This window comes from Rhodoferax sp. TH121, assembly GCF_002251855.1.
GTDB lineage: Bacteria > Pseudomonadota > Gammaproteobacteria > Burkholderiales > Burkholderiaceae_C > Allorhodoferax.
This window is the reverse complement of the sequence record NZ_NOXW01000012.1, coordinates 17099-30497: the sequence shown is the minus strand read 5'-3', so window position 1 is coordinate 30497 and position 13399 is coordinate 17099. Positions and strand designations below refer to the sequence as shown.

General features: G+C 62.7%; 11 protein-coding genes and 1 tRNA gene. 7 read left to right on the top strand and 5 right to left on the bottom strand.

What is annotated here, in order from left to right; genetic code table 11:
* Positions 1–4: 4 nt before the first annotated feature.
* The 5 genes from CHU94_RS00505 to CHU94_RS00485 all read left to right on the top strand — a co-directional run bounded on the left by CHU94_RS00505 (position 5) and on the right by CHU94_RS00485 (position 6989).
* Positions 5–2245, top strand: a complete 2241-nt coding sequence (locus CHU94_RS00505; protein WP_094475642.1) for a protein-disulfide reductase DsbD — start codon at positions 5–7, stop codon at positions 2243–2245.
* A gap of 6 nt (positions 2246–2251) precedes the next feature.
* Complete coding sequence (locus tag CHU94_RS00500; protein ID WP_255033700.1) at positions 2252–2677, top strand: CoA-binding protein; 426 nt, start codon at positions 2252–2254, stop codon at positions 2675–2677.
* A gap of 49 nt (positions 2678–2726) precedes the next feature.
* On the top strand, positions 2727–3878 hold the full coding sequence (gene hemE / locus CHU94_RS00495) for a uroporphyrinogen decarboxylase (protein ID WP_094475640.1): 1152 nt from the start codon (positions 2727–2729) through the stop codon (positions 3876–3878).
* 373 nt (positions 3879–4251) lie between these two features.
* The gene (gene priA, locus CHU94_RS00490; RefSeq protein WP_094475638.1) at positions 4252–6390 is read left to right on the top strand and encodes a primosomal protein N'; all 2139 of its coding nucleotides are present in this window, start codon (positions 4252–4254) and stop codon (positions 6388–6390) included.
* Between the two features lie 92 nt (positions 6391–6482).
* On the top strand, positions 6483–6989 hold the full coding sequence (locus tag CHU94_RS00485; protein WP_176451884.1) for an SMI1/KNR4 family protein: 507 nt from the start codon (positions 6483–6485) through the stop codon (positions 6987–6989).
* Between the two features lie 48 nt (positions 6990–7037).
* Here CHU94_RS00485 and CHU94_RS00480 read toward each other — a convergent pair whose 3' ends face one another.
* A complete protein-coding gene (locus CHU94_RS00480; RefSeq protein WP_094475634.1) occupies positions 7038–7391 on the bottom strand; it encodes a hypothetical protein in 354 nt (117 codons plus the stop codon).
* A gap of 120 nt (positions 7392–7511) precedes the next feature.
* Complete coding sequence (locus CHU94_RS00475; RefSeq protein ID WP_094475759.1) at positions 7512–8483, bottom strand: AEC family transporter; 972 nt, start codon at positions 8481–8483, stop codon at positions 7512–7514.
* A gap of 160 nt (positions 8484–8643) precedes the next feature.
* Here CHU94_RS00475 and CHU94_RS00470 point away from each other — a divergent pair, with 160 nt between their 5' ends.
* Positions 8644–10779, top strand: coding sequence for an ATP-dependent helicase (locus CHU94_RS00470; RefSeq protein ID WP_094475632.1), 2136 nt, complete (start codon positions 8644–8646; stop codon positions 10777–10779).
* A gap of 83 nt (positions 10780–10862) precedes the next feature.
* Positions 10863–11795 carry a phospholipase A gene (locus CHU94_RS00465; RefSeq protein WP_255033698.1) on the top strand — a complete coding sequence of 311 codons (933 nt, stop codon included), beginning with the start codon at positions 10863–10865 and terminating at the stop codon, positions 11793–11795.
* A 27-nt stretch (positions 11796–11822) separates the two neighbouring features.
* Here CHU94_RS00465 and CHU94_RS00460 read toward each other — a convergent pair whose 3' ends face one another.
* The 3 genes from CHU94_RS00460 to CHU94_RS00450 form a co-directional block, all read right to left on the bottom strand.
* Positions 11823–12392, bottom strand: coding sequence for a hypothetical protein (locus CHU94_RS00460; RefSeq protein WP_094475628.1), 570 nt, complete (start codon positions 12390–12392; stop codon positions 11823–11825).
* A gap of 205 nt (positions 12393–12597) precedes the next feature.
* A tRNA-Phe gene (locus CHU94_RS00455) sits at positions 12598–12673 on the bottom strand.
* A 24-nt stretch (positions 12674–12697) separates the two neighbouring features.
* Entirely contained in the window at positions 12698–13369 is a 672-nt protein-coding gene (locus CHU94_RS00450; RefSeq protein ID WP_094475757.1) for a response regulator, read from the bottom strand.
* Positions 13370–13399 lie beyond the last annotated feature (30 nt).

The following is a 13399-nucleotide window of genomic DNA, read 5'->3' as shown; positions in this document are numbered from 1 at the left end:
CGCAATGACCTTGTTTTCTGTCCGCCCCCTTCGCCCCGCCCTTTGGCGCGCCCGAATTGCTCTCTTTTTAATAGCTATTTGCGCAATATCTACAGGGGCTAGAGCCCAATTTGAGTCCAAAACCGGGGCTGCCACAGCGGTGGTGCAGACCGAACAGGTGCGCGCCGAGCTGCTGGCCTATGCGCCCCAGGGCGTGGCGCCAGGCGCCCAGGTGTGGCTGGGCCTGCAACTGCAGCACCAGCCGCAGTGGCACACCTACTGGAAGAACCCCGGCGACTCCGGACTGCCCACCACACTGGCCTGGACCCTGCCGCCCGGCGTAATGGCGGGCGACATTGCCTGGCCCACGCCTCACAAGATTGCCATTGGCAGCCTGGCCAACCTGGGCTTTGAGGGCACGGTGCTGCTGCCGGTGCCACTGACCGTGGCGCCCGACTTCCGCTCCAGCGGCCTGTCGCAGGACCTGGAAGTGCGTGTCTCCGCCAGCTGGCTGGTGTGCCGCCAAGAATGTATTCCGCAAGACGGGGAGTTTGCGCTGCGCCTGCCACTGCGCGGCTCGACCGCGCTGCACCGTGCCAGTTTTGAGGCGGCCTGGGCCGCTGCGCCCAAGCCCTTTGCAGGCACCGTGCAAGCCACCGTGTCTGACACTGGCATGGCCTTGCGGGTCAGCGGCCTGCCAGCCAGCTGGCGCGGCAAGGCCCTCAACGCCTACCCCGAAACCCACGAACTGCTGCACACCCCTGCCCTGCCTGGCGAAGGCGATAACGTGACGACTGGGGTTGCCGCCCAAGCCGGCACCCAAGGCTGGCAAGACGGCGAGTGGAGCGTCCAGGTGCCGCACTCGGCCCAGCGTTACACCAGCCCCACCACCATGGCCTGGGTGCTGACGCAGGGCAAAGAAAGCCTGCGTGCCGAGGCAGCGGTGCAAGGCATTTGGCCCGCCACCGCCGCCCGCGCCGAAGTGCCCGCTGCGCTGCAAGCCGCGCTGGCCGCCAATGCCCAACAAGCCCAAACCACCGCCCCGGCCATGCCCGGTGGCCTGCTGTGGGTACTGGCCACGGCCTTGCTGGGCGGGCTGATCCTCAACCTCATGCCCTGCGTGTTCCCGGTGCTGGCCATCAAAGTCTTGGGCTTTGCCACACAGTCCACTCAGTCCCGCACGGCCCAGCGTGCACAGGGGCTGGCGTACACGGCAGGCGTCGTGCTGTCATTTCTGGCGCTGGGTGGCTTGCTGCTGGCGCTGCGCGCGGGCGGCGAACAGCTGGGCTGGGGCTTTCAGTTGCAAACGCCCGGCGTAGTGGCCGCGCTGGCGCTGCTGTTCACCCTCATTGCCCTGAACTTGGCGGGTTGGTTGAACGTAGGCAGCGTGCTGCCACAGCGCCTAGCCACTCTGCAGCTGCGCCACCCCGTGGCCGAGGCTTTTTTGTCGGGTGTGCTGGCGGTGGCCGTGGCCTCGCCTTGCACCGCGCCCTTCATGGGCGCTTCGCTGGGCTATGCCATCACGCTGCCGGGCGCGCAGGCGCTGGCCATTTTTGCGGCGCTGGGCCTGGGCCTGGCCCTGCCTTACCTGCTGGCCAGCTGGGTGCCCGCCGTGGCCCGCTGGCTGCCCAAACCGGGCGCCTGGATGGACACGCTGCGCCAGTTTTTGGCCTTCCCCATGGCGGCCACGGTGGTGTGGTTGGTGTGGGTGCTGGGCCATCTGAGCGGGGTGGACGGCGCAGCCAGCCTGTTGCTGCTGATTGTGGGCCTGTGCATGCTGGTATGGTCGCTCGGCCTGCGCGGCCGTAGCCGCCCGGCATTTGCTACTATTTCGATAGCTATTTGCGCAGTATTTATGGGTGCTACAGCCCAATATGGTTTAAATCAAGAGCCCTCTGCCGCCGCGACTGCGGCAGCCCCCAAAGCAACAGACTGGCAGCCCTGGGCGCCCGAGCGGGTACAGGCCACCCTGGCGCAGGGCCAGCCGGTGTTTGTGGACTTCACCGCGGCCTGGTGCATTACTTGCCAGGTGAACAAGAAGACCACGCTGTCCCACGCCGATGTGCAAGCCGACTTTGCCGCCAAGCGCGTCATGCTGTTGCGCGCAGACTGGACGCGGCGCGACCCGACCATCACCCAGGCGCTGCAGGCCCTGGGGCGCAGTGGTGTGCCGGTGTATGTGCTGTACGCCCCGGGCAAGGCGCCCGTGGTGTTGTCCGAAATCCTGACGCCCGGTGAATTGCGCCGCGCCATTGCCACCTTGTGAGCCCCCATGCCCGCTGCCGCCATGACCGAAGCCCAGACCATTGCCCAACTGGTGCGCAAACCACTGACCGTGGCCGTGGTCGGTCTCTCGCCCAAACCGCACCGCGATAGCTTCAAGGTCGCGCAGTACCTGCAACGCCAGGGCTGGCGCATCGTGCCCGTCAACCCCAATGCGAACGAGATCTTGGGCGAGAAGGTCTACCGCAGCCTGACCGAGGCCGCCGCCCACGCAACGATTGATATGGTGGACGTGTTTCGCAACAGCGAAGACGTTCCACCGGTAGTGGACGAGGCGATTGCCATTGGCGCACCGGCCCTCTGGCTGCAGCTGGGCATACGCCACGACGCGGCACTGGCCCGGGCCCGGGCCGCTGGCCTGTTGTGTGTGCAGGACAAGTGCCTGCTGGTGGAGCACGCCCGCCTCGCGCCTTGACTTGAGGCAAGACAAAGGCCGGGTGGGGCCGAACTGCGACAATCGGTCCATGACCGACACCACCCTGCACGCTCCCGCCGCCCTGTCTTTCGACACCCTGCACAACCCCAGCTTTTTGCAAGCCTGCATGCGCCAGGCCACGCCCCACACCCCCGTGTGGCTGATGCGCCAGGCGGGGCGCTACCTGCCCGAGTACGTGGCCACACGCGCTACGGCCGGCAGCTTCATGGGCCTGGCCACCAACCGCGACTACGCGACAGAAGTGACCTTGCAGCCGCTGGACCGCTACCCGCTGGATGCGGCCATTCTGTTCAGTGACATCCTGACCGTGCCAGACGCGATGGGCTTGGGCCTCTCGTTTGCGCAAGGTGAAGGCCCCCGTTTTGCCAGCCCTATCAAGACCGAAGCCGATGTAGCCAAACTCGAAGTGCCCGACATGGCCAAGCTGCAATATGTGTTTGATGCGGTGAGCAGCATCCGCAAAGCATTGACCGTGGACGGCAAGGGCCGCGTGCCTTTGATCGGCTTCTCCGGCAGCCCGTGGACACTGGCCTGCTACATGGTCGAAGGCAAAGGCAGCGACGACTACCGCTTGGTCAAAACCATGATGTACAGCCGCCCGGACCTGATGCACCGCATGCTAGCCATCAATGCCGACTCGGTCGCGGCCTACCTGAATGCCCAGATCGACGCCGGTGCCCAGGCCGTGATGATTTTTGACAGCTGGGGCGGCGTGCTGGCTGATGGCGCCTTCCAGGAATTCAGCCTGGCCTACACCGCCCGCGTCTTGAAGCAACTCAAGCGCTTGGGTAGCGACGGCAAGGTGGTGCCGCGCATCGTATTCACCAAAGGCGGCGGCCTGTGGCTGCAGGACATGCAGGCGCTGGACTGCGAGGTGCTGGGCCTGGACTGGACCGTCAACCTGACGAAAGCACGCGCCTTGGTGGGCGGAGCCGAGAATGGCCCGGGCAAGGCACTGCAGGGCAACATCGACCCCAACGTCTTGTTTGCGCCGCCCGCTGCTATCGAAACCGAAGTGGCCAAGGTGCTCGACAGTTTTGGCACGCCCTACCAGGGTAGCGGCACCGGCCCCACACACATCTTCAATCTGGGCCACGGCATCAGCCAGTACACCCCGCCAGAGCATGTGGCGGCGCTGGTGGCTGCAGTGCACAGCCATTCGAAACGCTTGCGCAGCTGATTGCACTACCACGATTCATGCACCAAACCTAAGTTGTGCAAACTTACTTATGCACAAAAATGGGGGTCCTAGGGTTATCCCTTCCCCCACATGGGTGACGGCCGCTACAAAAGAAATAGCGCCCGTAAGTGCTTGATTTATAAGGAATTTGAAGTTTGCTTTTTTTCTGGGCATTGCAAGCAAACCCTTGATTTACAAGGCTTCGGCAGGGGCAAAGCGCAGATATCAACAAAGTTATCCACAGAAAACGTGAACGAACTGTAAAGCGCTTTGAAATCAAGTACTTAGACTTTGTTTCGCAAGTTCACATCAATAATTTAGCCCAAGTGCCGCATCCCCCTCTGCCCACCCGGCCCCACCGGGCGTCCACCCCATGAGCCACTGGCTGCCCGTGCTGGTGAACACCCCTGCGCACGCGGCGCTGGGGCCGGTGCTGACCTACCAAAGTGAGCAACCGCTACCGGCCGGCACCCTGGTGCGCGTGCCCCTGGGCAATCGCGAGACCCTGGGCGTGGTGTGGGACAAGGGCGGGGCCGAGGCCACCGGCGAGTTCGACCCGACCAAGGTGCGGGCGATTGCGGGGGCGCTGGAAGGCATCGCACCGCTCTCAAACCAGTGGCAACAACTGCTTACATTTACCGCCAGCTACTACCAGCGCTCGGCGGGTGAGGTGGCCCTGGCCGCCCTGCCTCCGCAGCTGCGCGAGCTGAGTCCCGAGCAGATGGCGCGCCGACTCAAGCGCGCCAAACCCGTGGAAGGCGCGAGCGGCGCCGTGCTGGCAGTACCGGCTCTCACGCCCGAGCAGGCCAGCGCCGTGGCCCAGATTGCAGCGCACCCCGGGCCGTTTCTGCTGTTTGGCGCCACCGGCAGCGGCAAAACCGAGGTCTACCTGCACTGTGTGCACAAGCTGCTGGCGGCAGACCCGGACGCCCAGGCGCTCATCATGGTGCCGGAGATCAACCTGACGCCGCAGCTCGAAGAGCGTTTCAAGGCCCGCTTTGCGCCGCTGTATGGTGAACACGCTGTGGTGAGCCTGCACAGCGGCATGACCAATCCGCAGCGGCTCAAGAGCTGGCTGGCGGCGCATGGCGGCGCGGCGCGCATTGTGCTGGGCACGCGCATGGCGGTGTTTGCCAGCCTGCCCAAACTGCGCCTCATCGTGGTGGACGAAGAACACGACCCCAGCTACAAAAGTAGCGAGGGCGCGCGCTACTCGGCGCGGGACCTGGCCGTCTACCGCGGCAAACTCGAAGGCGCCCAGGTGATTCTGGGGTCGGCCACGCCCTCGCTGGAGAGCTGGCACCACAGCCGCCCGGCCGACGAAGGCGGGCGCTACCTGCGCCTGCACATGCCCAGCCGCGTGGGCGAAGCCAGCAAGCTGCCGCTGGTGCGCCGGGTGGACATGAACCACCAGCCGCGCAAGGCCGTGTTTTCGCTACCGCTCATCGACGCCATCAAGGAGCGCGTGGCGCGCGGTGAGCAGGTCATGGTGTTTCTGAACCGCCGCGGCTACGCCCCGGTGCTGGCCTGTGATGACTGCGGCTGGAAGAGTGAATGCCCGCACTGCAGCGCCTTCCGTGTGTTCCACAAGGTCGACCGCACCCTGCGCTGCCACCACTGTGGCTTTACCGAACGCGTGCCGCGCGCCTGCCCGGACTGCGGCAATGTGGACATTGCGCCCATCGGCCGCGGCACCGAACAGCTGGAAGAGCACCTGGCCGAGCTGCTGGTGGACGTGAAACGCGCCGGCTCAGTCACCCCCCAAAACCCGCGTGGCGAGCACCTGCGCATTGCCCGCATTGACGCCGACAGCACCAAGCTCAAGGGCGCGCTGGAGGAACAACTGGCCGCGGTGCACGCGGGCGAGGTGGATGTGCTGGTGGGCACGCAGATGATTGCCAAGGGCCACGACTTCAGGCGCATCACCCTGGTGGCGGCGGTGAACCCCGACAACGCCCTGTTCAGCAGCGACTTCCGCGCACCCGAACGCCTGTTCAGCCTCTTGATGCAGGCCGCCGGCCGCGCCGGGCGCGATGCGTCACTGGGCGCGCAGAGCGAGGTATGGATCCAGACCTTCCAGCCCACGCACCCGCTGTATGCCGCGCTCAAGAAACACGACTACCCGGCCTTTGCCGAGCAGCAGCTGAAAGAACGCGAGCAGGCCGCCATGCCGCCCTTCAGCGCCCAGGCCCTGGTGCGCGCCGATGCCAAGACGCAGGAAGCCGCGCAGGCCTTCTTGAACGCCGCACGCACCTTTGCCCAGACCCAAATGCTGGAGTGGGAGGGCTGGACCCCGCTGCTGGACCAGATCACCCTCTACCCCGCCGTGCCCATGACCATCCAGCGGGTGGCCAATGTGGAACGCGCCCAGATGCTGATCGAAAGTTCGTCCCGCGCGGCGCTGCAGCAGTTCCTCAACGGTTGGCAAAGCGTACTGCACGCCACCCGCAGCCAACCCGAATGCAAGGGGCTGATCCGCTGGGCGATTGATGTGGATCCACTGGCGATTTGAGTGATTTTTAGGTCCGCAGGCCATGTATTGCCTGCGATGGTGGATACCATTTTGATAGCAAAACAGTAAGCGTCCTCAGTGAAGAGATGTCCATGATGCGAATTGACACACTGTTGCAGGTCATGAAACACGACCACCAATTATTTGAGCCAGCTAATGTGGATCAACTCCAACGACTCGATCAAATGGGAATGCCCTGCGATCTCGTCTACTTCTATTCGAAAGCAAACGGAGCAATGCTGCACCGAACGGAAAACGAAGGTGATCTGCCTTACAACGGAGCATTCTGGCAATGGTATTTACTGCCAGTTGATGAGATGCAGTCGGTCCTAGAGTCAGGCTGGTCACATACCAATTCACCACTTCACCAACTGCATGCGAGTTGGTACAGATTGATCGATGTCCAAAACAGTGACTACCTTTGTATCGACCTTAGCATCCAAACCGAAGCACGATTTTTAGACACTTTTCACGAGACGCTAAATAACGTTGGCTATAACCAAATTGTCGCGAAGTCTTTTACTGAATTGCTCGAAAAACTTGTGGCTTCAAAGGAAACGTTTTGGCTAAGTGGAGAAACGGGGTACGGATATGTTTAGGGGGGGGTAGCCGACTTAGCAGCCTTGCAAGCAAATTGCAATACCGATTCAACGTCTAGGCTCGCCCGGTGCATAAGGCAAAGTCTGATCATCACGAACCTCGTGCGCCTGTACATCCACCACATCCGCAGCCGGAGCCTGATGGCCGAAACCCTTCGCTGCCGCCGAACCTGCGGCGCCAAAACCACCGCGCTTGAACTGCTGGCGCGCCTGGTTGAAGCGCTGGAAGGTGGTGACAAACACCGGCTTGCGCCCGGTGAGTAGTGCCTTGAGCAACACAAACACGAGGCTGAGCAGGGCCACGATCAGCAGGCTGGTGATGAACACCAAGGCTGCTGCCAGTACAGTGAGCTTCAACACCGTGCGCAGCACGACGGAGACGACTTGGGAAACAAGGTTCATGGGTCTATTGTGCACGCCCACGCAAAGCCACCAGCAAACGAAGGGACAGCCAAAATTTCAAGCCAAACCAGACCCTAGAGCCCATGGATTATGCGCAAGCAGCTACCAAATCAATAGCACCTAAATCCCCACCATCAGCGCCACTGCCCCCGAGAAGGTGAAGAATGCCGCCGCAGTGGACACCAAGATGATGCGCGCGATGCGCCCGTTGTCGGCGCCAAAGCGCTCGGCCAAAAGGGATACATTGCTGGCGCTGGGCAGTGCGGCCAGAAGCACCAGCACAGTCAGCGCAAACTTGTCGATGGGCACGCCCAGGCTCACCGCCGACACGCCAACCAGCAGCACCAAGAGCGGGTGCAAAAACAGCTTGATCAGCGCCACCGGCACGTACTCCTGCCAATGCACTTCGTGGGTTTTGTCGTCCTTGGCCAGCATTTGGGAGCGGGCCAGCACTGCGCCAATGGTGAACAGCGCCACGGGCGAGGCCGCATCGGCCAGCAGGCCCACGGTGGTGACCACCGGTTTGGGAAGCTCCAATTGCAAGGCCGACACAAGGGCCCCCAGCAAAATGGACCAGGGCATGGGGTTGGCGGCCACGCCCTTGAGCGCGTTTTTGGCGGCCTGCGTGGCCGACACACCATCGGTTCCGCCCAGGCGCGAGAGGGCAATACACAGCGACGACGTAATCACCATGTCCACCAAGATGGTGACGATGGCTGGGCCAGCGGCCTTGGCGCCCAGCAGGGCCACCAGCAGCGGCACGCCCATGAAGCCAGTGTTGGGGAAGGCGCCCACCAGTGCGCCAAAGGCGGCGTCGTTCCAGCCAATGCGGCCGTGCAGCGTCACCGCCACCACAAAGCCGACCATGATGAGGGCGCACAGGAGGTAGGTGAGCGCCACCTGCACGTCCAGCAATTCGGCGATGGGCGTGCTGGCGCCAAAGCGGTAGAGCATGCAGGGCAGCGCAAAGAACAACACAAAGCCGTTGAGGCCGGGAATGGCTGCCAATGGCAGCATGCCGCGGCGGGCGGCCAGATAGCCACACAACACCAAGGCAAAGAAAGGAAAGGTAACAGTCAGGATTTGTAGCACGGCCTCCATTGTGGCGGGGTTTGGGCGTCGGGCCTGCCACCGGGCTGACAAGCACGGCAGCTGGGGCACGGGTTGTGCTGACCCGTTAAGATGGCGCTCCGGCTTTGGCCGAGTCCTTGCGGCGACCTCCCCCGGTCACCCTTCTTACCTCGCGTTACCCATGTCTGCCCCCTCCCCCAACGTCAACCATGGCATGAACCCCGCCCAGCAAGAGGCGGTCAACTACCTGCACGGCCCCTGCTTGGTGCTGGCCGGAGCGGGCTCGGGCAAAACACGCGTGATCACGCACAAGATTGCGCGCCTGATCCAGATGGGCCTGCCAGCCAACCGCATTGCCGCCATCACTTTCACCAACAAGGCAGCGGCTGAGATGCGCGAACGCGCCAAGCAGTTGATTGGCCGGGCGGCCAAGGACGTGCTGGTGTGCACCTTCCACGCGCTAGGCGTGCGCATGCTGCGTGAAGACGGCGCGGTGCTGGGACTCAAGCCGCAGTTCAGCATTCTGGACAGCGACGATGTAACCAGCATCATCAAGGATGCGGGCGGCACGATTGATGCTGCCACGGCACGGCAATGGCAGTGGACCATCAGCGCCTGGAAAGGTGCCGGCCTCAACAGCGACCAGGCCCTGGCCCAGGCGGCGGATGACAACGAACGCATCATCGCCTCCGCCATGGCGCGCTACGAAGAGCGGCTGACAGCCTACCAAAGTGTGGACTTTGACGACCTGATTACCCTGCCCCTGAAACTGCTGCGCGACTACCCGGAGGTGCGCGAGCGCTGGCAAGGCCTGTTGGGCCATGTGCTGGTGGATGAGTACCAGGACACCAATGCCACGCAATATGAAGTGCTGAAATACCTGGTGGGCGAGAAGGCGCGCTTTACTGCGGTGGGGGACGACGACCAGTCCATCTACGGCTGGCGCGGCGCGACGCTGGACAACCTGAAAAAACTGCCGGTGGACTTTCCCACCCTCAAGGTCATCAAGCTAGAGCAGAACTACCGATCCACCAGCGCCATCCTGCGCGCCGCCAACAATGTGATCGGCCCCAACCCCAAGCTGTTTCCCAAGACGCTGTTCAGCGAACTGGGCGAGGGCGAACCGGTGCGCGTGGTGGATGCCGACAACGAGGAGCACGAAGCCGAGCGCGTGGTCGCCCGCATCCAGAGCCTGCGCGCCAACGGCACGGTGGATGCGCAGGGCAAGCAGTACAAGGAGTTCCGCGACTTTGCGGTGCTGTACCGCGCCAACCACCAGGCCAAGCCCTTCGAGAAAGCGTTGCGCCGGGCCGGTATCCCCTACAAGGTCTCCGGCGGGCAGAGTTTTTTTGATCGCGCCGAGATACGCGACCTGTGTGCCTGGTTCCGTCTCTGGGCCAATGAGGACGACGACCCGGCCTTTTTGCGTGCCGTGACCACACCCAAGCGCGGTATTGGCCACCAGACACTGGGCTCGCTGGGTGTGTTTGCCACGCAGTACAAGCTCAGCCTATTCGAGTCGCTGTTCTCCTCGTCGCTGGCCAGCGTGCTCAGTGCCAAGGCGCTGGGCAGCCTGCACGAGTTCGGCCGCTACATCAACGACCTGCAATTCCGCGCCCGCCATACCGAAGGTGCCGAGGCCGCCATGGCCTTCATCATGGAATGGCTCAAGGACATTGGCTACGAGAAACACCTCTACGACGGTGAGGACAGCGAATCCGTCGCCTCCGCCAAGTGGAGCAATGTGATGGAGTTTTGCGAGTGGATGGCGCAGCGCTGCGGTGGCCAAATTGAGGACGCCGCCGGCACTACCAGCACGCGCGAGGTCAAAAACCTGCTGGAAGTGTCCCAGACCATCGCCCTGCTCTCCACCATCAGCGAGCGCGAGAAGGACCAGGACGTGGTGACCCTGTCCACCCTGCACGCCTCTAAGGGCCTGGAGTGGCCCCATGTGCTGCTGGTAGGCGTGACTGAGGGCATGTTGCCTTTCAAGCTAGGCGATGGGGCCGACACCCTGGGTGGCTCCAGCATGGAGCATGAATCCGCCAATGAAGACATCGCAGCCCGCCTGCAGGAAGAACGCCGCCTGATGTACGTGGGCATCACCCGCGCCCAGCGCAGCCTGGCGGTAAGCTGGACACGCCGCCGCAAGAAAGGCCGCGAGATGGTGGCCGCCCTGCCCAGCCGTTTCATTGCCGAGATGGGCCTGGACCAGGCCACCGTGAAAGAAGACCCGCGCGAGAAACTGCGCGCCCTGCGCGCCGAATTTGCCGCAAAAGCCCAAGCCAATGCGGCCCAGGCCGCCGCCCAAAAATGATGTACCGCACCACAAACGCTCTTTTTTTAATAGCTGCTTGCGCAGTATCCATGGGGGCTATGGCCCAAAATGGTACTGAAGCGATGGCCAGCAACCAACCGCTGGCGGCAACCCCTGCGCCGGTGAACACCCCAGTCCCCGTGGAGGTGGTGAGCTGCAAAAACCCGGCCGCCACCCCGCTGTCGCGCTTCTGGGAGTTGGAGCCCGCCAGCGACTGCGGCACCTTTGGCATCCGCGGCTACCGGCCCATCAGCCTGTCCGTCATCGGCTCGGACAGCGTCAACACGGCACCCAGTTCACCGGCGGCAGGTCACACGGCAAGCTTCCAACCCTACACCACCACTGAAACACGCATTCAGCTCTCGGTGCGCACCAAAGTAGCCCAGGGCCTGCTGACTGGCGGCGACCCAAACCGGCTTGATTCGCTGTGGTTCTCGTACAGCCAGCAGTCGTACTGGCAGCTGTTCAATGCCGACCTGTCACGCCCCTTTCGCGCCACCGACCACGAGCCCGAATTCACCTATATCTTCCCCGTTGAATCCGCCCTGCCCTCGGGCTGGCGTCTGCGCTACGGCGGCGTGAGTCTGAACCACCAGAGCAATGGCCAGAGCCTGCCGCTCTCGCGCAGCTGGAACCGGGTGATCGCCCGCGCCGGGCTGGAGCTGGGCAGCAAAGTGGCCATCAACGCCAGCCTGTGGCAGCGTCTGCCTGAAGATGCCGCCAGCGATGACAACCCGGACATCGAGGACATGGTGGGCCGTGCCGAAATGGCCGCCGCCTGGAATGTGGACCCGAACAACACCCTGGCGCTGACGCTGCGCCATTCCCTCAAAGCTGAAGGCAACGGCTCCGTCCGCCTGGGATGGCTACATAAAATTGGCTCGGCCGGCAACCACAGCGACCGCAGCAGTTTGCGCTTCCATACCGAGCTGTTCAGCGGCTATGGCGATTCGTTGATGGACTACAACCGTCGCCGCACCGTGCTGAGCGTGGGGCTGACGCTGTTGGACTGGTAAGCCTGCAAGCCCTGCGGACACGGAGGCCTAGCGGTGTCCGTTGTACCCACTGTTGAAGGACAGGTCAGCCATACCCAGGCCGCCGCCATCGGCAGGGCCAAATTCTGCGTCGTGCAAATCCGCCAAGACCAGCATGGCGTCGGCCGCCTCCTGGTTAAAGCCGATCCGGGCGTTGCCCATGCCGTCGCCACCGTTCATGATCAGCTTGTTGATATACACGCTGCACTCTTTGTAGCCCCACAGGGTACGGATGGTGTTGGCAATGCGGTGGTGATGCAGCTCCACAATGTCCAGCGCAGCTTTCATGCGCTGTGCCGGAGATGCATCCTCCAGACCCAGCGGTTGGGTGGGAATTTCTAGGTCGGGGTAGGCGTCGGCCGCCTTGGCCAGACTACGAGCCGTAGGCTCGGGCGACACAGGCATGGCACGGGATACGGGAGGAACATCCAGAAACCTGGAATCTTGCTCCGCCAGGGCGCTGTCCCACAGGCTCCATGCCGTGTCGGGGTCGTCCTCTTTCACCTCCAAGCCGCGCGAGTCTGGCGCGTCCTTGGCGGGATCCGGCGTGTCACCTTTGCCCCGAAACAAGCTGAACATGAGAACCCCTCGTGTTGTCGGCTGCATGTTACTCCAGCCCGTTTTGTTTTGCCAACCCGCCCTGCCCTGCGCTCAACGGGTTTCTGAAGAAGGAGCGTACCCCGCCCTGCAGGGCCCATCAATAGCCCAAGTGGACTACTGGGCCGCTACGCACAATGCCGAGGCAAAAAAAATGGCTTCCATTGCTGGAAGCCATTTTTAGGTTTGGTGGCCTGGGGCGGAATCGAACCACCGACACAAGGATTTTCAATCCTCTGCTCTACCGACTGAGCTACCGGGCCTGAGCCTTGAATTATAGCATCAGTTTATGGGGCATTTCGCTTACCGCGGGTCAGATCAACACCCAATTGTTTAAGCTTCCGGTACAAGTGGGTGCGCTCCAAGCCCGTTTTCTCGGCAACCCGCGTCATGGAGCCGTTTTCTTTGGCCAAGTGGTATTCGAAATACGCTTTTTCAAACTCATCACGCGCTTCACGCAGGGGTTTGTCCAGCATGAAACGCTGTTCGGATACTGGCCCAGCATCTACAGCAGCCACGTTATGCGTGGCAGGAGACACCACGGGCTCATTGGCCTGCAAATTTGCAATAGGCACTGGTACAGCTTTACGCAGACTGTTGCGCGCTAGCCCCTGCTCCACAGCCTTGAGCAATTTTTGAAGCGTGACGGGTTTTTCTAGAAACGCCAGAGCGCCGATCTTGGTGGCTTCCACTGCAGTGTCGATGGTGGCGTGGCCACTCATCATGATGACGGGCATGGTAAGCGCCCCGGTGGAGGACCATTCCTTGAGCAAGGTGACGCCATCAGTATCGGGCATCCAAATGTCTAGCAGGACCAGATCAGGGCGCTCGCGCAGGCGCGCCGCACGGGCTTGTGCGGCATTCTCAGCGAGCTCGACGGTGTGGCCTTCGTCATTGAGAATTTCCCAGAGCAATTCCCGAATGCCGTGTTCGTCGTCAACTACCAGTATGTTTGCCATTGTTAGCGCAGTCCCTTTGATGCCTTTGTC

What these genes read in the sequence shown, in the direction of transcription:
- CHU94_RS00505 (WP_094475642.1), top strand. Translation starts at nt 5, where the DNA reads ATGACCTTGTTTTCTGTCCGCCCCCTTCGCCCCGCCCTTTGGCGCGCC.
- CHU94_RS00500 (WP_255033700.1), top strand. Translation starts at nt 2,252, where the DNA reads ATGCCCGCTGCCGCCATGACCGAAGCCCAGACCATTGCCCAACTGGTG.
- hemE (WP_094475640.1), top strand. Translation starts at nt 2,727, where the DNA reads ATGACCGACACCACCCTGCACGCTCCCGCCGCCCTGTCTTTCGACACC.
- priA (WP_094475638.1), top strand. Translation starts at nt 4,252, where the DNA reads ATGAGCCACTGGCTGCCCGTGCTGGTGAACACCCCTGCGCACGCGGCG.
- CHU94_RS00485 (WP_176451884.1), top strand. Translation starts at nt 6,483, where the DNA reads ATGATGCGAATTGACACACTGTTGCAGGTCATGAAACACGACCACCAA.
- CHU94_RS00480 (WP_094475634.1), bottom strand. Translation starts at nt 7,391, where the DNA reads ATGAACCTTGTTTCCCAAGTCGTCTCCGTCGTGCTGCGCACGGTGTTG.
- CHU94_RS00470 (WP_094475632.1), top strand. Translation starts at nt 8,644, where the DNA reads ATGTCTGCCCCCTCCCCCAACGTCAACCATGGCATGAACCCCGCCCAG.
- CHU94_RS00465 (WP_255033698.1), top strand. Translation starts at nt 10,863, where the DNA reads ATGGCCAGCAACCAACCGCTGGCGGCAACCCCTGCGCCGGTGAACACC.
- CHU94_RS00460 (WP_094475628.1), bottom strand. Translation starts at nt 12,392, where the DNA reads ATGTTCAGCTTGTTTCGGGGCAAAGGTGACACGCCGGATCCCGCCAAG.
- CHU94_RS00450 (WP_094475757.1), bottom strand. Translation starts at nt 13,369, where the DNA reads ATGGCAAACATACTGGTAGTTGACGACGAACACGGCATTCGGGAATTG.